Source organism: Aquipseudomonas ullengensis, from assembly GCF_014174475.1.
Classification (GTDB): Bacteria; Pseudomonadota; Gammaproteobacteria; order Pseudomonadales; family Pseudomonadaceae; genus Aquipseudomonas; species Aquipseudomonas ullengensis.
On the sequence record NZ_JACJUD010000006.1, the window covers coordinates 172,242 to 195,901 of the forward strand.

Annotated in this window: 18 protein-coding genes and 1 tRNA gene; 18 read left to right on the forward strand and 1 reads right to left on the reverse strand. The window is 58.0% G+C overall.

All coding sequences use genetic code 11. The annotated features are described in order from the left end of the window. Positions 1–276 precede the first annotated feature (276 nt). From H3H51_RS17570 to H3H51_RS17580, 3 genes are read left to right on the forward strand one after another with little or no spacing between them, the layout of a single operon-like run. Positions 277–2,577 (forward strand): type I restriction-modification system subunit M, encoded by a 2,301-nt coding sequence (locus tag H3H51_RS17570; protein WP_328803679.1) that lies wholly within the window; start codon positions 277–279, stop codon positions 2,575–2,577. Between the two features lies 1 nt (position 2,578). Beyond that, entirely contained in the window at positions 2,579–3,814 is a 1,236-nt protein-coding gene (locus tag H3H51_RS21120) for a restriction endonuclease subunit S domain-containing protein (protein ID WP_220791064.1), read from the forward strand. A 17-nt stretch (positions 3,815–3,831) separates the two neighbouring features. Continuing rightward, positions 3,832–6,966 carry a type I restriction endonuclease subunit R gene (locus tag H3H51_RS17580; protein WP_183090369.1) on the forward strand — a complete coding sequence of 1,045 codons (3,135 nt, stop codon included), beginning with the start codon at positions 3,832–3,834 and terminating at the stop codon, positions 6,964–6,966. 244 nt (positions 6,967–7,210) lie between these two features. On the opposite strand, the gene H3H51_RS17585 is transcribed toward H3H51_RS17580, so the two are convergent. Further along, on the reverse strand, positions 7,211–7,687 hold the full coding sequence (locus H3H51_RS17585) for a hypothetical protein (protein WP_183090370.1): 477 nt from the start codon (positions 7,685–7,687) through the stop codon (positions 7,211–7,213). Positions 7,688–8,146: 459 nt separating this feature from the next. Here H3H51_RS17585 and H3H51_RS17590 point away from each other — a divergent pair, with 459 nt between their 5' ends. The 15 genes from H3H51_RS17590 (at position 8,147) to H3H51_RS17660 (ending at position 23,598) form a co-directional block, all read left to right on the forward strand. After that, a complete protein-coding gene (locus tag H3H51_RS17590) occupies positions 8,147–9,166 on the forward strand; it encodes a WD40 repeat domain-containing protein (protein ID WP_183090371.1) in 1,020 nt (339 codons plus the stop codon). Positions 9,167–9,442: 276 nt separating this feature from the next. Further along, positions 9,443–10,216: an ABC transporter ATP-binding protein gene (locus H3H51_RS17595; RefSeq protein ID WP_183090372.1), complete on the forward strand. Its 774-nt coding sequence runs from the start codon at positions 9,443–9,445 to the stop codon at positions 10,214–10,216. 14 nt (positions 10,217–10,230) lie between these two features. Beyond that, positions 10,231–10,983: an ABC transporter substrate-binding protein gene (locus H3H51_RS17600; RefSeq protein ID WP_183090373.1), complete on the forward strand. Its 753-nt coding sequence runs from the start codon at positions 10,231–10,233 to the stop codon at positions 10,981–10,983. A gap of 55 nt (positions 10,984–11,038) precedes the next feature. Continuing rightward, complete coding sequence (locus tag H3H51_RS17605; RefSeq protein ID WP_183090374.1) at positions 11,039–11,734, forward strand: ABC transporter permease; 696 nt, start codon at positions 11,039–11,041, stop codon at positions 11,732–11,734. Further along, on the forward strand, positions 11,731–12,486 hold the full coding sequence (locus tag H3H51_RS17610) for an ABC transporter permease (protein ID WP_183090375.1): 756 nt from the start codon (positions 11,731–11,733) through the stop codon (positions 12,484–12,486). Before H3H51_RS17605 ends, H3H51_RS17610 begins: the two co-directional genes overlap by 4 nt. 48 nt (positions 12,487–12,534) lie before the next feature. Beyond that, complete coding sequence (locus H3H51_RS17615) at positions 12,535–13,740, forward strand: methyltransferase (protein WP_183090376.1); 1,206 nt, start codon at positions 12,535–12,537, stop codon at positions 13,738–13,740. Between the two features lie 292 nt (positions 13,741–14,032). After that, positions 14,033–14,108: transfer RNA gene (locus H3H51_RS17620), tRNA-Thr, on the forward strand. 218 nt (positions 14,109–14,326) lie between these two features. After that, positions 14,327–15,757, forward strand: a complete 1,431-nt coding sequence (locus tag H3H51_RS17625; RefSeq protein ID WP_183090377.1) for a mannose-1-phosphate guanylyltransferase/mannose-6-phosphate isomerase — start codon at positions 14,327–14,329, stop codon at positions 15,755–15,757. Positions 15,758–15,842: 85 nt separating this feature from the next. Continuing rightward, positions 15,843–16,994 carry a glycosyltransferase family 4 protein gene (locus tag H3H51_RS17630; protein WP_183090378.1) on the forward strand — a complete coding sequence of 384 codons (1,152 nt, stop codon included), beginning with the start codon at positions 15,843–15,845 and terminating at the stop codon, positions 16,992–16,994. 72 nt (positions 16,995–17,066) lie between these two features. Next, on the forward strand, positions 17,067–18,188 hold the full coding sequence (gmd, locus tag H3H51_RS17635) for a GDP-mannose 4,6-dehydratase (RefSeq protein ID WP_183090379.1): 1,122 nt from the start codon (positions 17,067–17,069) through the stop codon (positions 18,186–18,188). A gap of 15 nt (positions 18,189–18,203) precedes the next feature. After that, the gene (fcl, locus tag H3H51_RS17640; protein WP_183090380.1) at positions 18,204–19,187 is read left to right on the forward strand and encodes a GDP-L-fucose synthase; all 984 of its coding nucleotides are present in this window, start codon (positions 18,204–18,206) and stop codon (positions 19,185–19,187) included. A gap of 9 nt (positions 19,188–19,196) precedes the next feature. Continuing rightward, positions 19,197–19,994, forward strand: coding sequence for an ABC transporter permease (locus H3H51_RS17645; RefSeq protein WP_183090381.1), 798 nt, complete (start codon positions 19,197–19,199; stop codon positions 19,992–19,994). Next, positions 19,994–21,343: an ABC transporter ATP-binding protein gene (locus H3H51_RS17650; RefSeq protein ID WP_183090382.1), complete on the forward strand. Its 1,350-nt coding sequence runs from the start codon at positions 19,994–19,996 to the stop codon at positions 21,341–21,343. Before H3H51_RS17645 ends, H3H51_RS17650 begins: the two co-directional genes overlap by 1 nt. Further along, the gene (locus H3H51_RS17655; protein ID WP_183090383.1) at positions 21,340–22,731 is read left to right on the forward strand and encodes a sulfotransferase; all 1,392 of its coding nucleotides are present in this window, start codon (positions 21,340–21,342) and stop codon (positions 22,729–22,731) included. The genes H3H51_RS17650 and H3H51_RS17655 overlap by 4 nt, the downstream gene beginning before the upstream one ends. A gap of 57 nt (positions 22,732–22,788) precedes the next feature. Next, positions 22,789–23,598, forward strand: a complete 810-nt coding sequence (locus H3H51_RS17660; RefSeq protein WP_183090384.1) for a hypothetical protein — start codon at positions 22,789–22,791, stop codon at positions 23,596–23,598. Positions 23,599–23,660 lie beyond the last annotated feature (62 nt).

A 23,660-nucleotide genomic window follows, 5' to 3' on the forward strand; every position in this document is an offset into this window, starting at 1 on the left:
TATTGCCCAGTCGGCACAGAATTACGGGCTAGATACATGGGCGAACAGCCAATGAGATAGGCATGGCAGCCTATGTCCATCGGTAGTTGGCGACAGGCAACTAACGGCCAAAAGAAAACTATTCCGCAGTGATTTAGCAGGCCTCAATTGAGGCTTGGAGGTGTCTACGGAATCTGGGGCTATTCACACTTCAGGTCCAACCTGGGCTACTTCATCGCCCACAAGCACCTGTTCTCGACATGGCTGGATCAAACCAGTGACTTTGATGTCGCTGACGTGCGTGAAGCCCTGTCGGCCTTCAGCCGCCTGATACATCCTAACCACAAGCGCCTGTTCGAGGGCATCTTCAAGACCCTAGAAACCGGTCTGAGCAAGCTGGGCGACACGGCTGCGAAACAGACCAAGTCGATTAGCGAGCTCCTCCAGCTGATCAAAGACATCCCCATGGATGGCAAGCAGAGCTACGACGTGCTCGGCTTCATCTACGAATACCTCATTGGCATGTTCGCCGCCAATGCAGGCAAGAAGGCGGGCGAGTTTTACACTCCGCACGAGGTGTCAGTGCTGATGTCTGAGGTCATCGCGCACCACCTGAAAGACCGCGAGACCATCCAGATCTACGACTCCACTAGTGGCTCGGGCTCTCTGTTGCTCAACATCGGGCAGGCCATCGCCAAGCACATGGACGACAACGACAGCATCAAGTACTACGCTCAAGAGCTGAAGGAGAACACCTACAACCTCACGCGCATGAACCTGGTCATGCGCGGCATCCTCCCGGGCAACATCGTCACGCGTAATGCCGACACGCTGGAAGACGACTGGCCGTATTTCGACGAACAAGACCCGGTCAACAGTTACAACCCGCTGTACTTGGATGCGGTGGTGTCGAACCCGCCTTACTCGCAGAAATGGGACCCGCAGCACAAGGACGCTGACCCGCGCTACGCCCGCTTTGGCGTGGCCCCCAAGTCCAAGGCCGACTACGCCTTCCTACTGCACGACCTGTACCACCTGAAGCCCAACGGCATCATGGCCATCGTCCTGCCACATGGCGTTCTGTTCCGGGGCGGTGAAGAAGGCGTCATCCGCAAGCAGCTGATCGAGAACGACCACCTCGAAACCATCATCGGCTTGCCGTCCAACATCTTCTTCGGCACCGGTATCCCGACCGTAATCCTCATGCTCAGGCAAAAGCGCGAAGGCAGCGATGTGCTGTTCGTGGACGCCTCCAAGGGCTTCGCCAAAGAGGGCAAGAACAACAAGCTCCGCGCTTGCGACATCAAGAAGATCACCGATGTCGTGATCGCCCGCGCCACCATGCCCGGCTTCAGCCGCCTGGTGCCCAAGACCGAGCTGCAAGGCGAAGCCAACGATTACAACCTCAACATTCCGCGGTACGTGGACTCGTCTGAACCTCCCGAGAGTTGGGACCTGTATGCCTCGATGTTCGGCGGCATCCCGCTGAGCGAACTGGATGCGCTGGCTGACTACTGGAAGGCCTTCCCCAACCTGCGCGCAGCCTTGTTCACCTTGGACGGCACGCCTTACGCCCAGCCGAAAGCGGGTGACTTGGCTGAGGCCGTGCGCCAGCACCCTGAGGTGGCGAAGTTCAATGATGCCTTCGCCCGCGCGTTCGACGGCTTCAAGCCCTGGCTGCACAGCGAGCTGATCGGCAAGATGCTCACGCTACAGGTCCCTCGCCAGGCGGCGCTGATCTGTGAAGAGCTGTTTGCCCGATTGGCCAAGGTCGGCGCGGTGCCCCTCATCGATAAGTACCAGGCTTATCAGGTCCTCGATGACCACTGGCAGCCCATCGCTGTGGATTTTGAAATCCTGCAGACCGAGGGCGTTGATGCAACGCGCGTGGTCGACCCGAACTATGTCGTCAAGAAGAAGGACGGCAAGGACGTGGAAGTACAGGAAGGCTGGAAAGGCCGCATCTTGCCCTTTGACCTGGTGCAGTTAGCTCACCACAGGAAGGAGCTGGACGCCCTCCGTAAGAAGGAGGACGAACTGGCTGATGTGGTCACTCAGCTGAACGAACTGCTCGACAGTTTCAGCGAAGAAGACAAGGCCAAAGACACGTTCAACGAAGCCGGCGACAAGTTCGTCGCGGCAGCCGTGGCTAAGGAAGCCAAGGAGTTGGCGGCTGAGGCTAAAGTCGCGGGAGCCTTTGGCTCCGACCCTTACGAGGCCAAGATCATCCAAGCAGCCAAAGTGCTGGCCAACGAGAAGTCGCTGAAAGCTGCCATCAAGAAGGACGCCGCTGCGCTGCACCTGAAGACCAAAGCCACCATTGAGGCGCTGAGCGACGAGCAGGTACACGCCCTGCTCGAACGCAAGTGGCTCGCACCTCTGGTGGACGAGCTGCATCGCTTACCTGACCTGGTGACATCCAGCCTCATCGCTAAGCTGCAAGCTTTGGTTGAGAAATACCGGATCACCTATGCCGACAACGCCCGGCAAATCCAGCAAGCCGAGAAAGCTCTGGTGAGCATGCTCGGAGAAATGGATGGAGGCGAATTTGACCTCAAGGCCATTGAGGAACTGAAGACTTTGCTGGCAGGGGACTGATATGACCGGTCAGACCGCAGGCAGCGTGCCGAGGATTCGTTTCAAGGGGTTTGATGCAGCGTGGGAGCCGAAGAAGCTGGGGCAGATATACACGGAACGAAACGAACGCGGCAATGATTCCCTGCCGATCTTGTCAGTCTCCATTCACAGCGGGATCTCCAATGGCGAACTGAGTACCGAGACTCTCGGAAAGAAGGTGCGCAGAAGCGAAGACAAGTCGCTGTACAAGCACGTTCACTCGGGTGATCTCGTATTGAACATGATGCGCGCGTGGCAGGGGGCCCTTGGCGTCGCACAAATTGAGGGGATGGTCAGCCCTGCCTATCTCACGGCAGCCCCAGATGACACTGTCTACCCGTTGTTCATGGACTGCGGTTTGAGGCGCCCTCAAGTTGTGGCCCAAATGAACAAGCTGTCTTATGGCGTCACGGACTTCAGAAAACGGCTGTACTGGGATTCATTTGTTCGCGTTAAATTCGATGCCCCTTCTGTTTCAGAGCAACAGAGAATCACCTCATACTTCTCGGAACTCAGCTCACTGATTTCTTTACACCAGTGTAAGTATCACAAGCTCGTGGCACTAAAGAAGGCAATGCTCCAGAGGATGTTTCCGCGTGCTGATGCTGCGATACCGGAACTGCGCTTCAAGGGATTCTCAGACGATTGGGTGATTGAGCGTTTGGGCCAAATCGGAAGAACGCAGTCAGGGATTGGTTTTCCTGAGGCTGAACAGGGCGGTAAGGTCGGCACTCCATTCTTCAAAATTTCAGACATGAGCCTCCTCGGAAACGAGAATGAGATGCTCGTCGCCAACAACTATGTCAGTGACGTTCAGTTGCGTCGAAGGAGATGGGTACCAATAGGCGATGTTCCTGCCGTGATATTTGCCAAGGTTGGGGCTGCGCTCATGCTAAATCGCAAGAGAATGGTTAGGGCTCCCTTTCTGATCGATAACAATGCAATGGCATACATCTTTGATTCCACTTGGGATGAAGATTTTGGCAAGGCATTGTTCGATACGATTTATCTTCCAAAATACGCTCAGGTCGGCGCGCTTCCTTCGTACAACGGGTCCGACATTGAGGGCATAACCGTTCATAGGCCGAAATACAAGCAGGAACAGGAGAAGATTGGTGCCTATTTCAAGCAGCTGGATGCCCTGGTTTCCAAACATGCGACCCAGCTCCAGAAACTCAAGCAGATCGAATCCGCTTTTATGGAAGAAATGTTCGCCTGATTTTGTGGCCATCACTCATGACTAACTTTGCCAAAGAGTCCGACTTCGAAGCGGCTGTCATCCGCGAGCTGCGTCAGCGCGGCTGGGGTGAGCTGGAGGTCATCAAGTGCCCCAGCGAGGCGGACCTGCTGGCGAACTGGAAGCAGATCCTCTTCGAGAACAACCGCGCTAAGGACCGACTCAACGAGGTGCAGCTAACCGACAGCGAGATGCAGCAGGTGATGGAGCAGATCGTCGCCCTGCGCACGCCGCTGAAGCTCAACGGTTTCATCAACGGCAAGACTGTGGCCATCACACGGGACAACCCGGCCGACACGTTGCACTTCGGCAAAGAGGTGAGCCTGAAGGTCTATGATCGGCACGAGATTGCCGCCGGGCAAAGCCGCTACCAGATCGCTCAGCAGCCGCGCTACGCCCGCGCCTCTGAACTGCAGCATGACCGTCGAGGGGATCTGCTGCTGCTCATCAACGGCATGCCGGTGATCCACATCGAGCTCAAGAAGAGCGGTGTGCCGGTCAGCCAGGCCTATAACCAGACCCAGAAATACGCACGTGAGGGCGTGTTCACCGGGCTGTTCTCGCTGGTGCAGATCTTTGTGGCTATGGAGCCCCAAGAGGCGCTGTACTTTGCCAACCCCGGGCCGGACGGCAAGTTCAACAAGGACTACGCCTTCCACTGGGCTGACTTCAACAGCGAGCCCATCAACGACTGGAAGAGCTTCACCTCCAGCCTGCTGTCTATCCCGATGGCGCACCAGTTGATTGGCTTCTACACCGTGGCCGACGAGGCCGACGGTGTGCTGAAGGTGATGCGCAGCTACCAGTACTACGCCGCACACGCCATTTCGGACAAGGTGGCCCAAACCGACTGGAAGAACCCGAACCGCCTGGGCGGCTACATCTGGCACACCACAGGCTCGGGCAAGACCATGACAAGCTTCAAGTCGGCCCAGCTCATCGCCAACTCCAGGGACGCTGACAAAGTGGTGTTCCTGCTGGACCGGGTCGAACTGGGCACGCAGACGCTGAAGGCCTACCGAGACTTTGCCGGTGACAGCAACCAGGTGCAGGCCACCGAGAACACCGGCGTGCTCGTCAAGACGCTGAAGAGTACCGCGCCCGCAGACACCCTGATCGTCACGTCCATCCAGAAGATGAGCCGGATCACGGGCGACGCCGATGGCTTGAAGGCACACGACCTGGAGACCATGCGCGGCAAGCGCATCGTGTTCATCGTGGATGAGTGCCACCGCTCCACCTTCGGCGACATGCTGGCCAACATCAAGGCGAGCTTCTCGGGCGCTGTGTTCTTTGGCTTCAGCGGCACGCCCATCCACAAGGAGAACGTTCGCAAGGACAACACCACGACGGATGTCTTTGGGGACGAACTGCACCGCTACAGCATTGCCGACGGCATCCGCGACAAGAACGTTCTTGGCTTCGATCCCTACCAAGTCCTGACCTACCGCGACCGCGACCTGCGGCAGGCGGTAGCGCTGGACAGGGCCAAGGCGGCGACCGTGGCCGAGGCGCTGGCGGACGCAGCCAAGAAGAAGGTCTTCAACCGGTACATGAAAGACGTGCCGATGGCAGGCTACCGTGATGCGGCTGGCGAGTACCAGCGCGGCATTGAAGACTACCTGCCGAACGCCCAGTATGAGCGCGACGAGCACCACCGCGCGGTGCTGAAGGACATCGCCGACAACTGGGAGGTACTGAGCCAGGCCGGCAAGTTCCACGCCATCTTTGCCACCAGCAGCATCACCGAGGCGATCACCTACTACCGCCTCATGAAGGCGCAGTGCCCCACGCTGAAGATCACGGCGCTGTTCGATCCGCACATCAGCGACGAAGACGGCGGTAGTACCGATTCAGCCTTCAAGGCAGCCGGGCTGGAAGAGATCATCAAGGACTACAACGCCGCCTATGGGCAGAAGTTCGACATGGGAACCCATGCGAACTTCAAGAAGGACCTGGCCACACGTCTGGCCCACAAGGCACCCTACATCCGGGTAGAGGCCGAGCCGGAGAAGCGGCTGGATTTGCTGATCGTGGTGAACCAGATGCTGACCGGCTTCGACTCGAAGTGGGTCAACACGCTGTACTGCGACAAGCTGCTGGATTACGAGAACATCATCCAGGCGTTCTCACGCACCAACCGGCTATTCGGGCCGGACAAGCCATTTGGCACGATCCGCTACTACCGCAAGCCGCACACGATGAAGCGCAACGTGGATGCGGCGGTGAAGCTGTACTCTGGCGACAAGCCCATCGGCCTCTTTGCCGACCAGCTGCCCCGTAACCTAGAGCGCTTGAACGACTGCTTCACCGAGATCAGCGCTATCTTCAGCGCGGCGGGCATCACCGACTTTGCCAAGTTGCCAGACGACTTGGCGGCGCGGGCGGTCTTCGCGAAACAGTTCAACCGGTTCAGCGCCATCCTGGAGGCAGCCAAGATTCAGGGTTTCACTTGGGACCAGTCGGTCTACGAGTTCGATACCGAACCCAAGCAGTCGATTGCGGTGGTCATCACGAAGCTGCAGTACCTGACGCTGCTGCAGCGCTACAAGGAATTGGGGGCGGGCGGCGGCGGTGCCGGCGAGACCATCCCGTTCGACATCGACAGCCACATCACCGAAATCGACACCGGCAAGATCGACGCCGACTACATGAACTCGCGCTTTGCCAAGTACCTCAAGGAATTGCAGAGCGGAGATGGGCCATCCAAAGAGGTGACCTTGGCCGAACTGCATCGGTCGTTCACTTCGCTCTCGCAGGAGGACCAGAAGTTAGCCGAGATCTTCTTGCACGACATCCAGCGCGGCGATGTGCAGATTGATCCCGCTCGGACCTTCCGCGACTATCTGACGGATTACAAGACGGCCGCAAAAGATAAAGAAGTAGCGGCTATCGTTTTAGCTTTGGGGGTGCATGCAGCGAAGCTGATTGCTTTGATGAGCACTCATCTCACGGAAGCCAATCTCAATGACTACGGTCGGTTTGATGATCTTAGGGGCACAGTAGATCAAGAAAAAGCAAAGGCATATTTTGACGATCTTGAGGGTGTTTCACTCCCAATTTTCAAGGTCAAAATCAAGGCTGCCAAGCTTCTGAGCGACTTTCTCCTACGGGGTGTTGTTGAAGGTAGTTAGTAGGTTCAGAGCAAAAACCAACAAAGATACAGGGCCTGAAATTTTCCCTCTGCCATTGACCTAAGCCCGTGGTTGAGCGGCAGTTAACCAATGTATTGCGATCAGATTTCGCGCATTGACGAACAGCAGCTTTGGTCGATTTGTTCGTATAGGCCGTCTGGCGAGTTACGGAGCGGAGCAGCCGTTCGAATGTCTGCACCGCTTCTGGCCGAAAGCCGCCTATCAGGGGCACCATAGCCCCCTCCTACACTGTTCGGCCGCTCAACAAATTGTCGTCTTCTTGCTTGGCTGCTGAACTAAGCCGGCTCGCGTCACGGGCTCGGCTAGCCATATTTGAAGGAGTATCAGGGATCGCGTGAATTTTGAGGACACGCAGCAGCTGCAGTTGCAGCATCTGTAGAGATCGCACTACACCTAATCGCGGATTTTTGACCAGCTTTCCGCCAGCCGCGCCCTGCATGTAACCCTCAACCTCAAGAAGCCGACTCTGCTCGCGGATTTGGGTTTCCATTTGCACGACCTTGAAGAGGTTCAGGAGATCCAAGCATCGCCAATCATCCGGGACGCGGGCTTGCGTATAGATTGCCCACAGCGTCTTTTCTTCGTCGCTAGCAAAGGCACAGCCGGTCGGCAGCGCGATGCTCTCTTGCATCATGGCAAGCAAGGCGGCTTTGCGCTGTGGAGTATCGGAGCGGTCGCGGCGCGTTGCGTGTCGGGCCATGATGGCGAACTCCCTTGCCTTGAGAGAATGCAGATGAATCCGCATCAGTCGCCATTTATTTTAGCCGAATAACAGAACTCGACAGTTTAGTTATAGATTGTGGAAAACGATTCGCGCCGCTTCAAAGGGAATGAACAGAAGTTCTATCCCCTCCCCCCCCTGCTTAAAAAATGAGGTCGGGGCATTTGCCTAAGGAGTGAAAGAGGTTCGTCCGCAATCAGATTGCTGCTGGCATTTGTCGGGACTGCTAGGGCAAAATCATCGCACCGGACTGAAGAACTTTTCATTTTGGGGGCTTATTTGGGGGCCTCTGCAAAGAGAAAACCCAAAGAAACCTCTCAAAGACGGGCTTTTGGTGAGATGGTTCGATTCCGTCCCTGGCACCAAAAATACCGAACAAAAGGCTCACAGCGATGTGGGCCTTTTTTCTATGCGCCAAAAATACGCAAGGAAGCGTTGATGCCCCTCTCCCGCCGCGCGCTATTGCTATCGCTCCTGACCCTTATCGTCCTCTGCGGCGGCGCACTGCTTTGGCGCTTCGTCCTGTTCCCGCCGATCCACCCCGAATTTGCCCAGACTCTGTTCAAGCAGCGCTTTGCCGGCGAAGATCGCGCCATGTCGATGCGCTTTCACCAGGCCAGCAAGCGCTTGCTGATTGGCATGGAGTCCGGTGCGGTGCATATCTGGGATGCCACCCAGCGCGAACCCCACCGCAGCCTGCAAGCTCATCAGTACCGCGTCGAACACCTGCAGTTCAGTCACGACGGCGACAGCTTTTTCAGCAACTCGGGCTTCGAGGACGTTACTCGCCTATGGGAGAGCGACAGCGGCAAGCTGCTGGCAACCATCGCCAATGCACGCGGCCCCGCCGCCCAGGGCCCGGAAGAGGACCTTTACCTGCTCGGCAGCGACGACGGCTTCCTGCTGTACAGCCTGGAACAACGCCGCGTACTGACAGGCAGAGAGTCCAGCGGCAGCACCACAGCCCTGGCAGCCAGCCCGGATACCGGCATGGTCGCCGTCGGCACCGCGTCCGGCAGCATCCAGCTGTGGCAGTTTTCCAAGAGAGAGGATCTGATCCCGCTGCACCTGCTCGGCGAGATCAAGCCCTACGAGCCGGGCACCTGGATCCTCGCCCTCGGCTTCAGCCAAGACGGTCAGCACCTGATCAGCGCCAACCGCAAAGGCGTGGTGACCGAATGGAACGTCCCGGACCTGAGCAAGCACCGCGACCTCCCCAGCACCCTGAAATGGGCGCACCAGGCCACCTTCGCCGACGGCATGCCCTGGCTGAGCCTGGCCGGCACCCTGGACCCACGCGGGACCAAGGAACCCAAGGTCGAACTGATCAACCTGGAAAAAGGCGAAGCACTGCGCTTCAAGGCACGCAGCAACTATTCAGTCGCCGAAATGATAGAGCCCCTGTCGATGGGCTTCATTGCCCATGGCCGCCGCATCACTGGGGCGACGCTCGACTGAGCGGTACTGCTTCACCCACCACACCCGCTCCAGTACACTGCGCGCCCGCAGAAACCAGTTCCTGCCCACGCCGCAATATCCGCAGAAAAACCGCCAAATTCGGCGATTTTTTGTTTGAGCGCGACAAGCAACTGCATCCATGCGACACCTGCCAGCCTGCGCGCACTACTGCCCGAGCGGGCAGCTTGGCGTGGCCGCGAGCGCTATGCTAGGTTGGCGCCACGCCAGGATGGCGGACTGCAGCCGGAGCGCATCCGAACCCAATGAGGACCCCCCATGGCCGAGGCAACGCCTGCGCTGGAAATCCGTAACCTGCACAAACGCTACGGCGACCTTGAAGTGCTCAAGGGCATTTCCCTGACCGCGCGCGACGGCGACGTGATCTCCATCCTCGGCTCGTCCGGTTCGGGCAAATCGACCTTCCTGCGCTGCATCAACCTGCTGGAAAACCCGCACCAGGGGCAAATCCTCGTCGCCGGCGAAGAACTCAAGCTCAAGGCCGCGAAGAATGGCGACCTGGTCGCCAGCGACAACAAGCAGATCAATCGCCTGCGCAGCGAGATCGGCTTCGTCTTCCAAAATTTCAACCTGTGGCCGCACATGAGCGTGCTCGACAACATCATCGAGGCGCCGCGCCGCGTGCTGGGCCAGAGCAAGGCCGAGGCCACGGAGATTGCCGAAGCGCTGCTGGCCAAAGTCGGCATCGGCGACAAGCGCCACGCCTATCCCAACCAGCTTTCCGGTGGCCAGCAGCAACGCGCGGCCATCGCTCGCACCCTGGCCATGCAGCCGAAAGTGATCCTGTTCGATGAGCCAACTTCGGCGCTCGACCCGGAAATGGTACAGGAAGTGCTTAATGTCATTCGCGCGCTCGCCGATGAGGGTCGCACCATGCTGTTGGTGACCCACGAAATGAATTTCGCCCGGCAAGTCTCCAGCGAAGTGGTTTTCCTCCACCAGGGGCTGGTCGAGGAGCAAGGATCGCCAGAGCAGGTGTTTGACAACCCGCTATCGGCGCGCTGTAAACAATTCATGTCCAGCAATCGCTAACGGAGCAATAACGCATGCACAACTATAAGAAGATCCTGCTGGCCGCTGTCGCCACTCTGGCATTCGGGACCAGCGCAGTCGCTGCAGACAAACTGAAGATCGGTACCGAAGGCGCCTACCCGCCCTTCAACCTGATCGACGCCAGTGGCAAAGTCGGTGGCTTCGACGTGGAAGTGGCCCAGGCCCTGTGCGCCAAGATGGGCGCCGAGTGCGAAGTGGTCACCTCCGACTGGGACGGCATCATCCCGGCTCTGAACGCGAAGAAGTTCGACTTCCTCGCCGCCTCCATGTCGATCACCGAAGAGCGTAAGCAGGCCGTCGATTTCACCGACGCCTACTACACCAACAAGCTGCAGTTCATCGCGCCGAAAAGCTCTGACTTCAAGGCCGAAAAAGCCAGCCTGAAAGGCAAGGTGATTGGTGCCCAGCGCGCCACCATCGCCGGCACCTGGCTGGAAGACAACATGGCCGACACCGTCGAGATCAAACTCTACGACACCCAGGAAAACGCCTACCTCGACCTGGCTTCCGGCCGCCTCGATGGCGTACTGGCGGACAAGTTCGTCAACTGGGAATGGCTGAAGAGCGACGCCGGCAAGGACTTCGAGTTCAAAGGCGAGCCGGTCTTCGACAACGACAAGATCGCCATTGCCGTGCGCAAGGGTGACCCACTGCGCGAGAAGCTGAACACTGCCCTGAAGGCCATCGTCGCGGACGGTACCTACAAGCAGATCAACGACAAGTACTTCCCGTTCAGCATCTATTGATGCCGCCTGACCGCCGCCCCACCGGGCGGCGGTCGTCCCTCGCAGTAGCTCTCAGATGATTTTCGACCTTCACGGATTCGGCCCGGCCCTGTTCGCCGGCGCGCTGATGACCATCCAGTTGGCGCTTTGCGCGCTGGCCCTGGGCCTCGTGCTCGGCCTGCTCGGCGCCTTGGCCAAGACTTCGTCGCACAAGCCCCTGCAATGGCTTGGCGGCAGCTATTCGACCATCGTCCGCGGCGTACCCGAACTGCTCTGGGTACTGCTGATCTATTTCGGCACGGTCAGCCTGATGCGCAGCATCGGCGAGTTTTTCGGCAAACCCGACCTCGAACTGAACGCCTTCGCCGCCGGCACCATAGCCCTCGGCCTGTGCTTCGGCTCCTACGCCACGGAAGTGTTCCGCGGCGCCATCCTGGCCATCCCCAAGGGCCATCGCGAAGCCGGCATGGCCCTCGGCCTGTCCAAATCGCGCGTGCTCTGGCGCCTGATCCTGCCGCAGATGTGGCGCATCGCCCTGCCCGGCCTGGGCAACCTGTTCATGATCCTGATGAAGGACACCGCCCTGGTCTCGGTCATCGGCCTGGAAGAAATCATGCGCCGCGCGCAGATCGCCGTGACCGCCAGCAAGGAACCTTTCACCTTCTTCATGGCCGCCGCCTGCATTTACCTCGGCCTGACCGTTCTCGCCATGATCGGCATGCATTTCCTTGAGAAGCGCGCCAGCCGCGGCTTCGTCCGGAGCAGCTCATGAACTGGGAAGTCATCATCAAATACCTGCCCAAGCTGCTCGAAGGTGCCTGGCTGACCCTCGAACTGGTGAGCATTGCGGTGATCGCCGGCTTGATCCTCGCCCTGCCCATGGGCATCGCCCGCGCCTCGCGCCACTGGTACGTGCGCGCCATGCCTTATGGCTACATTTTCTTCTTCCGCGGCACGCCGCTGCTGGTGCAGCTGTTCCTGCTCTATTACGGGCTGTCGCAGTTCGACTCCGTCCGTAGCAGTGCACTGTGGACCGGCACGCTGCTCAGCCACACCTTCGCCCTGGGCGACTGGAGCTGGGATTTCAGCCTGCGCATCAAGGGGCTGCGTGATCCGTTCGTCTGCGCCGTGGTCACCATGACCCTGCACACCGCCGCCTACATCGCCGAGATCATCCGTGGCGCCATCCAGGCCGTACCACCCGGCGAGATCGAGGCAGCCCGCGCACTGGGCATGTCGCGCGCCCAGGCAATGACCTACATCATCCTGCCGCGCGCCGCACGCATCGGCCTGCCGGCCTACAGCAACGAAGTGATCCTGATGCTCAAGGCCAGCGCCCTGGCCAGCACCGTGACCTTGCTCGAGCTGACCGGCATGTCGCGCACGATCATCGCCCGCACCTACCTGCCGGTGGAGATCTTCTTCGCAGCTGGGATGTTCTACCTGGTCATCGCCTTCGTTCTGGTGCGCGGCTTCCGCCTGCTGGAGCGCAAGCTGCGCGTCGACGCCTGCCAGGGCCGCTAACCGGCCTCTCCCACGCGGGGAGAACGCTGGAGCGGCGCACCTACCACGATGATCCTCACCGGCCCCGACCTGCTGACCCGCTTCCTGGCCCTGGACGACTTCCTTGTCGCCCACCAGGCGCTGTGGCGCCCGACACCCTTCACCCAACTGCGCCTGGCCTGGGAACAGGATCACCCCGAACTGGCGCAGTGGTTGCGCGCACGCAGCCTGGAGCAGGCCGAAAGCAGCCACAACCAGCCCCACCTGCTGGATGCGCCAGCCCCCTTCCCTCAGCTGGCCGCCACCGCGCAGGCCCTGAGTGAGCTAGGCGAGCTTCCAGCGCACGCCCTCGGCCCGCTCTCCCATCGCCTGAACGTCGACGTACCCGGACGCAAATGGCAGCAGATCGAAGCCTTCGCCAGTCGCCTGCAATTTCGCCACGCGCCCACCCACTGGCTCGACTGGTGCGCCGGTAAAGGCCACCTCGGCCGCCTGCTCGCCCGCGACGGAAGCCCACTCACCTGCCTGGAATATGACCCGCTGCTGGTCGAGGCCGGACAACAGCTCAGCGATCGCCTGCAGCTCACCGCCCGGCATCTGCAGCAGGACGTACTGGCCGCCAATGCGCCTGAGCGACTGACCGCCGAGCACACGCCAATCGCCCTGCATGCCTGCGGCGAGCTGCATGTGCGCCTGCTGCAACTCGCCAGCGCTAAGGGCTGCCGGCAACTGGCTGTCGCCCCCTGCTGCTACAACCGCATCACTGGCACGCAGTACCAGCCACTCTCGGAAGCGGCTGCGAAATCGACGCTGCACCTGTCCCTGGACGACCTGCGCCTGCCGCTGCGTGAAACCGTCACCGCAGGGCAACGGCAACGCCTGCAGCGCGATCAGTCCATGGCGCGGCGCCTGGCATTCGACCTACTGCAACGTGAACAACGCGGCAGCGACGACTACTTGCCAACCCCTTCCCTGCCAGTCAGCTGGCTGGCCAAGGACTTCGCCAGCTACTGCCGAGAATTAGCCGCACTCAAGGACGTGCCGCTACCTGCCACCATCGACTGGAACAGCCTGGAAGCTGCCGGCTGGCGGCGCCTGGCCGAAGTGCGCAACCTGGAACTGCTGCGCAACCTGTTCCGCCGCCCCCTGGAGCTGTGGCTGCTGCTCGACCGCGCGCTCTACCTCGAAGCCCAGGGCTACCAGGTACACCTTGGCACCTTCTGCGCCCATCACCTCACCCCACGCAACCTGCTGCTCTTGGCCGAGCGGCCTTGAGCAGAGAATCCACAGAAGCTGTGGATAACTCTGTGAACAGTTTATGGAGAAAGCGCCCCAGAGCGCGCCACACCAGCCTTTACGCCGGTTGTTGGCTTTTTGATCAGTAAAAAATATCTAACAAAAACAGTCAGTTGAAAACAACCGCGAGCCAACGCACAAAATCCGTGCAGGCCCGCACCAAGCGCCTTCGCATTGTGCATAAGCAAATCGCCACTGATACCCAGAGCCCGTTTCTTCTACTCCGCAAAGGGTTTACTCCGGCTCGCCAATGGCTATAATGGCGGCCCTTGCCGGTATAGCTCAGCTGGTAGAGCAACTGACTTGTAATCAGTAGGTCCCGGGTTCGACTCCTGGTGCCGGCACCACAACATAAAAAGCCCACTTAACGGTGGGCTTTTTGCATATACGTAGCGCTTCTGTTCAATCGATCAGGAATACGCTTAAATTGTGTCCCGCATCACACAATGCACCAACATGCGCAGCCAGGACGCACTCCGTCGCAGCGATTAACTGAACGCACTATTTTCAAGCGATAATTCTGCGTTAGTGATCACGCCACCAAGCGAGCCGTTAAGGACGATAGATGTTGTATCCAGTAATTATCTGCGGCGGAGCTGGTAGTCGCCTGTGGCCAGCCTCGCGAGAGAAACACCCAAAGCCATTTCTACCGTTGCCTGATGGTCAATGCCTGCTACAGAAAACCCTCCTCAGAGCCATACGTCTCCAGGGCGTCAAAGACGTCCTGACCGTCACCAATCAGGAGTTGTTCTTCACTACGGAAGACATCTACCAAGAAGTAAAGAAGCCGAAAGACTGCGAGCTGAACTATATTCTTGAGCCTTTCGGCCGCAATACCGCTGCCGCGATCGCCAGCGCAGCGCTGCACCTGCTGCGCCGCCACGGGCCCGAAGCGATCATGCTAGTGCTGCCCGCCGACCACTTGATTCAAGACGAAGGGGCTTTCGCAGAGGCCACTCGCCAGGCCTGCCTGCTTGCCCAGGAAGGCCTACTGGTAACCTTCGGCATCAAGCCAACCCATGCAGAAACGGGTTTTGGTTATATCGAAGCCGATACCAGCCGAAACACTGAGCATGGCCTGCGAGTCAAGCGTTTCGTAGAAAAGCCGGACCATGCCACTGCGCAAAGCTATTGTGCCGCCGGCAATTTCTACTGGAACTCGGGAATGTTCTGCTTCCAGGCTGGGGCACTCATTAGCGAGATGAGAGCCCACGCCCCAGAAATACTGGATGCGGTAGAGGTCACTCTCGACGCCTCGCCAGCGCGGGACAACGAAAAGCTCCTCAGGCTCGATGCGACCAGCTTCAAGAAGGTGCCTGACACCTCCATCGACTACGCCTTGATGGAGCGCTCCCATCGTGTCGCTACTGTCCCCTGCACTATTGGCTGGAGTGATATCGGCTCCTGGTCCGCCATGTGCGAGCTAGTCGAGGCCGACCAGGATGGCAACCGCCTCACAGGCGATACGGTCTCCCACTCGGCATTCAACAATTTCGTGCATAGCCCTGACCGCCTGACAGCACTGGTCGGCGTACAAGACCTAATCGTGGTCGATACGCCTGATGCTCTGCTAATTACCCACAAAGAGCATGCCCAGGATGTCAAACACATCGCGGGCATGCTCAAACAGAGCGGACACGAAGCCTACCTGACGCACCGAACCGTGCATCGCCCATGGGGCACTTACACCACCGTGGAGGAAGGGGAGCGCTTCAAGATCAAGCGCATTGTCGTCAAACCAGGCGCCTCGCTCTCCCTGCAAATGCACCATCACCGCAGCGAACACTGGATTGTTGTCAGTGGAGTGGCGCTGGTCATCAACGGGGATAGCGAGCTGATGCTAAACAGCAATGAGTCAACCTTCATTCCGGCGGGGCACCAACACCGCCTCGCCAATCCCGGCGTTATTGACTTGGTCCTGATCGAGGTTCAGAGCGGCGATTATCTCGGTGAAGATGACATCGTTCGCTTCGACGACAAGTATGGTCGTGCATAACCTTCCCCTAGTCACTCGCAACGAAATCGCCAGCTAGAGTATTTGCTCCAGCCAGCCTCAAGCGCTGAAACAAGACACGCCCTAAATGAAGGTATTGCATTTCTACAAGACCTATTACCCCGACTCAGTTGGCGGCGTAGAGCAGGTCATCTTCCAGATCGCCAACGGTGTCGCCGACCTCGGTGTCAGCACCGACGTCCTTTCGCTGAGTTCGGATGCAACACAGCAGCCCGTCAACCTGGGCAGCCATACCGCCTACAAGGCCAAGCTGGATCTGCAGGTCGCATCCACCGGATTCTCCCTTTCGGTGTTTCGCAAATTTAGCGCCCTGGCCAAGCAAGCCGACATCATTCACTACCACTTCCCCTGGCCTTTCATGGACATGGTGCACCTGGCCAGCCGCCTGAATAAGCCCAGCCTAGTCACCTACCACTCCGATATCGTTCGCCAGGCCTTTCTACTTCAGCTTTACCGCCCGCTGATGAATAGTTTTCTGAAGAGCGTCGACTCCATTGTCGCAACCTCGCCGAACTATCTGCACAGCAGCCCGGTGCTTCAGCAGTTCCGGGACAAGACACAGGTCATTCCGATAGGCCTGGACAAGCCTGCTTACCCGAAGCCTTCGCAGAATACGCACGACCATTGGCAGCAGCGCTTCGGTGAGCGCTTCTTCCTCTTTGTTGGAGTTCTGCGCTACTACAAAGGCCTGCACATATTGCTGGAAGCAATGAAGGGTGCGCCCTACAAGCTCGTCGTTATCGGCGCAGGGCCTGTCGAACATGAACTCAAGGCCCAGGCCACGCGCGATGGCCTGGAAAATGTCTTCTTTGTTGGCGCGGTCTCCGACGAAGACAAGGTTGCCCTCCTGAACCTCTGCTACGCCGTCACCTTCCCCTCCAATCTGCGCTCGGAGGCGTTCGGCATCTCCTTGCTGGAGGGCGCCATGTATGGCAAGCCCATGATCTCCAGCGAGATCGGCACAGGAACCAGCTACATCAACATCAATAACCAGACAGGGCTGGTTGTACCGCCCAGCGACCCACTCGCATTCCGACAAGCCATGGATCACCTGTGGGCGCACCCCGAACTAGCACAACAGATGGGCCGCGAAGCAGAAAACAGGTACTGGGAGCATTTCACGGCCAAACGGATGGCAGAAAACTACAACGACCTTTACAGACAGTTGCTCGAGCAGCGCAACCAAAACAGCAGCAGAGATCCAGCCCTAATGTCCTGAGCCCTGGTCTCCCACTCACACCAAAATTTTCAGTTATTTGACAGCCATGCAGTGGCCCGAGAAGGAAAGAAAATGACCCGTAAAGTTGCACTCATCACAGGCATTACCGGACAAGACGGCGCCTACCTAGCACGCTTCCTGCTGGAGAAGGACTACATCGTCCATGGCATCAAGCGCCGCGCGTCCTCCTTCAACACCGATCGAATTGATGACCTTTATCAAGACCCGCACACAAAGAACCGCAACTTGGTGCTGCACTACGGCGACCTGAGCGATACCAGCAATCTGGTTCGCATCATTCAGGAGTGCCAGCCGGATGAAATCTACAACCTCGGCGCCCAGAGCCATGTAGCAGTTTCCTTCGAGTCTCCCGAGTACACCGCAGACGTGGACGCCCTCGGCGCCTTGCGCATTCTCGAAGCCATCCGCATCCTCGGCCTGGAAAAGAAGACTCGCTTCTACCAAGCCTCGACTTCGGAGCTGTACGGCCTGGTACAGGAGATTCCGCAGAAGGAGACCACTCCCTTCTACCCGCGCTCGCCCTATGCAGTAGCCAAACAGTTCGCCTTCTGGATGACAGTCAACTACCGAGAGGCCTATGGCATCTATGGTTGCAACGGCATCCTGTTCAACCACGAATCGCCGCTGCGCGGTGAAACCTTCGTGACCCGCAAGATCACCCGCGGCCTGACCCGCATCGCCGTCGGCCTGCAGGATTGCCTGTACATGGGCAACATGAATGCCCTGCGCGACTGGGGTCACGCCCGTGACTACGTCGAAATGCAGTGGCTCATGCTGCAGCAGGAAACGCCGACCGATTATGTGATCGCTACCGGTCGCCAGTACTCGGTTCGCCAATTCATCGAAAACTCGGCGAAAGAACTCGGCGTCACCATCGAATGGCGCGGCGAGGCCGAGGAAGAAGTCTGCGCAGTCGTAAGCGTGGAGAATGCAGCGGTCACCGGCATGAAAGCTGGCGACATCATCGTACGTGTCGACCCACGCTACTACCGCCCCACCGAAGTGGAAACCCTGCTCGGCGACCCCTCCAAGGCCAAGCACGATCTGGGCTGGGAGCCGAAGATCAGCTTCGAGGAACTGGTAGCCGAGATGATTCGCGAAGACCTCAAGCTGGCCCAGCGCGACGCCCTGGTGGAAAAGAGCGGCTACAAGATCATGTCCTACCACGAATAAGGGGAGTTTACAGATATGCAAAAGCTGCCCCTAAACACCCGCATCTACGTGGCCGGTCATCGCGGTATGGTCGGTTCCGCCATTGTCCGGCGGCTCCAGGCTGAAGGTTACCAGCACGTAGTGACGCGCACCCATGCCGAACTGGACCTGACTTCGCAAACCGCAGTCCAGGCGTTCTTCCACGACAACCCTGTGGACTATGTCGTGCTGGCGGCCGCCAAGGTTGGCGGCATACATGCCAACAACGAGTATCCGGCCGACTTCATCTACGAAAACCTGATGATCGAGTGCAACGTCATCCACCAGGCGTTTGCAGCGGGAGTGAAGAATCTGCTGTTCCTCGGCAGTTCCTGCATCTACCCGAAACTGGCCAGCCAGCCCATGCAGGAAAGCGCCCTGCTGACTGGCGTGCTGGAGAGCACTAACGAGCCCTATGCGGTCGCCAAGATCGCCGGGATCAAACTGTGCGAGTCGTACAACCGGCAGCATGGCACCGACTACCGCTCGGTGATGCCCACCAACCTCTACGGCCCGTATGACAACTACCACCCGGAAAACAGCCACGTCATTCCGGCGCTGATTCGCCGCTTTCACGAAGCCAAGCAGACCAGCGCGGAAGAAGTAGTGATCTGGGGCTCCGGCACGCCCAAGCGCGAGTTCTTGCATGTCGACGACATGGCCGCCGCCTGCCTGCACGTCATGAATATTGACGCAGAGACCTACCAAGCCAACACCCAGCCCATGCTGTCGCATATCAATGTCGGCACCGGGACTGACGTCACCATTCGCGAGCTGGCAGAGTTGCTGGCAGAAGTCGTGGGCTATCAAGGGAAGATCGCCTTCGACAGCAGCAAGCCCGATGGCACACCGCGCAAGCTGATGGATGTTGAGCGTCTTGCCGCACTGGGCTGGCAAGCCCGGATAGATCTCAAGGCAGGGCTGCAGTCCGCTTACGACTGGTATGCCGAACACCTGGACCGCGAAGCGATCCGACTCTGAGGCGACCCAATGCTTTTTGGCTTCCTGCGGGACACCGTCCGGCTTAAGGGCATCATCCTTGAGCTGGCCAAGCGCGACTATCAGCAGATCAACCAGGGCTCCTACCTGGGGTTCATCTGGAACTACCTGCAACCATTGCTGTTCATCTGCGTGCTTTATGCCGTCTTTACCCTAGGCCTGCGTCAGGGCTCGGCACAGGACGGGATGCCATTCGGCCTTTACCTGCTGAGCGGGATGATTTGCTGGCTGTATTTCGCCGGCAACCTCAGCTCCATCACCGGAGTGATTCGCTCCTATTCATTTCTTGTGAAAAAGGTCGACTTCCGCCTGAGTGTCCTGCCCTTCGTCAAGCTGCTCAGCTCCCTGCTGCCACATGCACTACTCCTAGCACTGCTGTTGCTGGCAGCGAGCCTGAATGGTTTGCCGATCGGACTCCACACCCTGCAACTGCTGTACTACTACCTGTGCATGGCCTCCCTGCTCGTCGGGATCGGCTGGCTCACCTCCTCGGCCAGCTTGTTCGTTCCAGACATACGCAACCTGGTCGGCCTGGTGACCCAGTTCGGGCTGTGGCTGACCCCGATTTTCTGGAGCACCAGCCAGGTACCCCAGGGCTATAAGTGGCTCGTCAGCCTCAACCCCGTCAGTTACCTGGTAACCGGCTACCGCGACAGCCTGAGCGGCAGCCACTACTTCTGGGAACGCCCCCAGGAAAGTCTGCTGTTCTGGGCAATCAACCTCGTCTTGCTGGCAACCGGCACCATAGTCTACCGCCGGCTCAAGCCGCACTTCGCGGAGGTAGTGTGATGCAAACACCAGCTATCTCCCTTAAGGGCGTATCCAAGTTTTACAAGCTCTACAAAGCCAGCAAGGACCGGCTCAAGGAAGCCCTGCATCCATTCGGCAAAAAGTACCACGACGACTATTACGCCATTCGCGACCTAAACCTCGAAGTCAAGCACGGGGAGATTCTCGGCATTGTCGGCCGCAATGGCTGCGGCAAGTCGACCCTGCTCAAGCTGATTTCGCGAGTGCTGCAACCGAGTGCGGGCGAGATTCGCGTCAACGGCAAGATCACCGCACTGCTGGAGCTCGGCGCTGGCTTCAACCCCGAATTCACCGGCCGGGACAATATTCGCTTCTACTCGACGATTCTGGGGTTGTCCGCCAAGGAAATCGAACAGATGACACCTGCAGTCATTGAATTCGCAGAGCTTGGCCAGTTCATCGACCAGCCCGTGAAGACCTACTCTAGCGGCATGAAATCACGGCTGGGCTTCGCCGTTGCCGTACATGTCGAGCCGGACATCCTCATTCTCGATGAAGTGCTGGCTGTTGGTGATGCAGTTTTCAAGCGCAAATGCTTTGCCAAGATGGAAGAATTCTTCAAGGCCGGCAAAACGGTGCTGTTCGTCTCCCATGATGCCAATGCAGTGAACAAGCTATGCACCCGCGCGGTACTGCTGCACGGCGGTAATATCATTCTCGACGGCAAGCCGGGCGACGTAACCCGCTACTACGAAAAGCTGGCCCATGCCAAGCAGCAAAGTCAGGCTACCGTGCTGGTGGAAATCGCCAAGTTCCAGCAGCAGCCTTCTTCCTTTCCCGTGCCCAATAGCGAAAAATACGAAGCGCCATCGGTCAAACAAGCGACGCCCGGCGCCGCGTCTCCTTACTACATACCAGAACTGATCTCTAAATCTGCGCTTGCCTACACTTCGGATCGCGCCGAAATCTTCGATCCTCATATCACTACGCCCTCAGGAAAGCGGGTCAATGTTCTGCTAAGCGGCGAACCCTACATCTACAGCTATCAAGTACATTTCTTGAAAGAGGCCAGAAAGGTCTCCTTCGGAATGCAGATTAAAGACATACACGGCATGAGAATCACCGGGGCATCTCTTTCTCATGATTCCTCTAGGCTGATCGAGTATGTGCAAGCGGGCACAGCCCTGAAGATTTCCTGGCACTTCGATTGCGACCTGCTCGATGGCCACTTCTTCACCAATGCAGGGGTCAGTGAAAACCTCGATGGCTCCCCTGTATTTCTTGCCCGTGCTGTAGATGCCATAGCGTTCAAAGTAATGCCACCCAAGAACAGCCTCACGCGGGGCATCGTCGATTTGGGACAAACGCTTGAGGTTGAAGGCCTGTGAACAAGCCGATGCAGGACAAACAGCTTATTTTCATGATCTCGCTGCCACGCAGCGGCTCAACATTGCTGCAGAAAATTCTCGGCGGTCATGACGATATCTATACGAGTTCCGAGCCCTGGCTGATGCTACATCCCCTGTATGCCCTCAAGGACGAGGGTATACAGGCTCGCTACGGTGCCCGCCTCGCAGCACAGGGATTGCAGGATTTCATCTCGGACCTCCCAGGAAAGGGTGAGGACTTTTACTATGCGCAGCTACGCGACTGCTACCTGTCACTCTACGCCCCCTATTTGCAGGGCAGCGGTAAATCGCGCTTTCTGGACAAAACACCACGCTATTACGAGGTCTTCGACGAACTGCAGAAAACCTTTCCACAGGCCAAGTTCATCATTCTTTATCGCAATCCCCTGGCCGTGCTGGCATCGATACTTAACACCTGGGTAAAGGACGATCTTGGGAAGCTCAAGGAATACAGGGGCGACCTTTATCAAGGTATTGAATTCCTGCAGCGCGACTTTTCTGCATATAACAACATCCACATCGTCCGGTATGAAGAGCTTCTGCTGGCCCCTGAATCAACAACGGCATCGCTCTTTGCCTTTTTGCAACTCCCCAACCAGCCGGAATGCATTGACTATGGCAAACGGCCGGCCGAGCGATGGAGGTACGGAGATCCGAGGACCGTCTACGCCAAGAGCCGACCGGATACGCAACACGCAGAAGCTTGGCAGCAAAAACTCGGTATTGCCGAATATAGGAAACTGCTTTCCGACTATTTGCAGATACTGGGGAAAACCGGGTTTGAGCGCATGGGCTACGACTTCGCTCAGGCGGAACAGGCAATCACCAAGAACATGCCTGCGCATTCCGCCACTCACACCGCACCCTCTTTATGTCAACTCTTGCAATCGACTGATGAGATAAATAAAAGCTTGGATGAGGCGAACAAGTGCCTGCACAACGAAAACCAAAGCTTGCAAGAAGCAAACAAAAGCCTGGATGAAGCGAACAAGCGCCTGCACGACGAAAACCAAAACCTGCATGAAGCAAACAAAAGCCTGGATGAAGCGAACAAGCGCCTGCACGACGAAAACCAAAACCTGCATGAAGCAAACAAAAGTCTGCATGAAAAAGAGGTAATTATGCAGGGTGAACTAGCCAAGTGCAGACATAACCAGAAGGAGCACTCCGAGCGCATCAAAGTTCTCGAAAAAGAACTCGCGGGTATCTTTCAATCGACGGAAAGCCTGAAGGAACATAGGGCTCTCCTGCAGCCCCGACGAAAGCTGATGGCCTACAAAAGATTACTGAACACCATCAACTCCGCCCGCGAGAACCATGTCTCGCAACCGGCCACGAACCAGGGCAGCATGCCCATCGACCAATAAGCAGAGTGCTCAGCAGAGAATGCAGATCAGTATTAGCAATCGAGAAAAGGAATTTGTATGTTGATGGTAGCCAGTGTGCTTCCGGCAGATGCCAGCACTACGCTTGCCCAAGCCTGCGCGCAACAACCCGAGATAACCTTCTCAGCAGCTACGGTGAACGAGATCCAGCAGTTTCTGGAAGCAGACAGCAGTAATCTCGTGCTGGTATTCATGGAGTTCGCCGCAGAGAACCTGGCCCGCGTCATCCATGAAGGTACCAAGGCGCTGACCACGCAAGCTGAAAGCTGGCGACGGAATGCTGAAGCCCTGCTTGACCTGCACAAGCTAACCCCTGCACGCCTCTATCTATTGAGCTTTCAATCAGCCCGACATGCCCCAGAGCTACTTCACAGCTTTGACCTGGCGCTTTCCCTACCCGGCCTGTCAGCAAGAGACTGCTTGCCCAGCCTGCTGGCCAGTCACTGGCTGAGCAATCAGGAAGCACTGATATCACTGGATCAGCAACTGCGTGACTGCAGTCCGAGCTTCAGCGAGGCGCATCTGTCATCAGAGTCCGCACTGGCTGCCGCACAATTCAGTGCAGATCAGAGTGTACAGCTTGCACGCTACAGAGAAGAAAACAGCCTACTACTAAGACAACTGCATCTGGCGCAGGAGCAGCTGGCAAGCCACCCTAGGCAGGCTGAAAACCGCACTGCTGATAACCGTACTATCGTCCCCCCGAAAGCATCGCCATCAATGCTACGAACCCTGCTGCAGAGATACCGGGTCAGTCGGCACCGAGCCAAATTCAAGACGATAGAACGAATCGTCCGTCCGCTACTTTCAAGGGCATACCACCTCACCAAGCGCTTACTGCAGAAATGACGAAGCATGCCCTAGCCAACCTACAAGAGATCATCAGCAACAGCATGCTTAGCAAACATGCT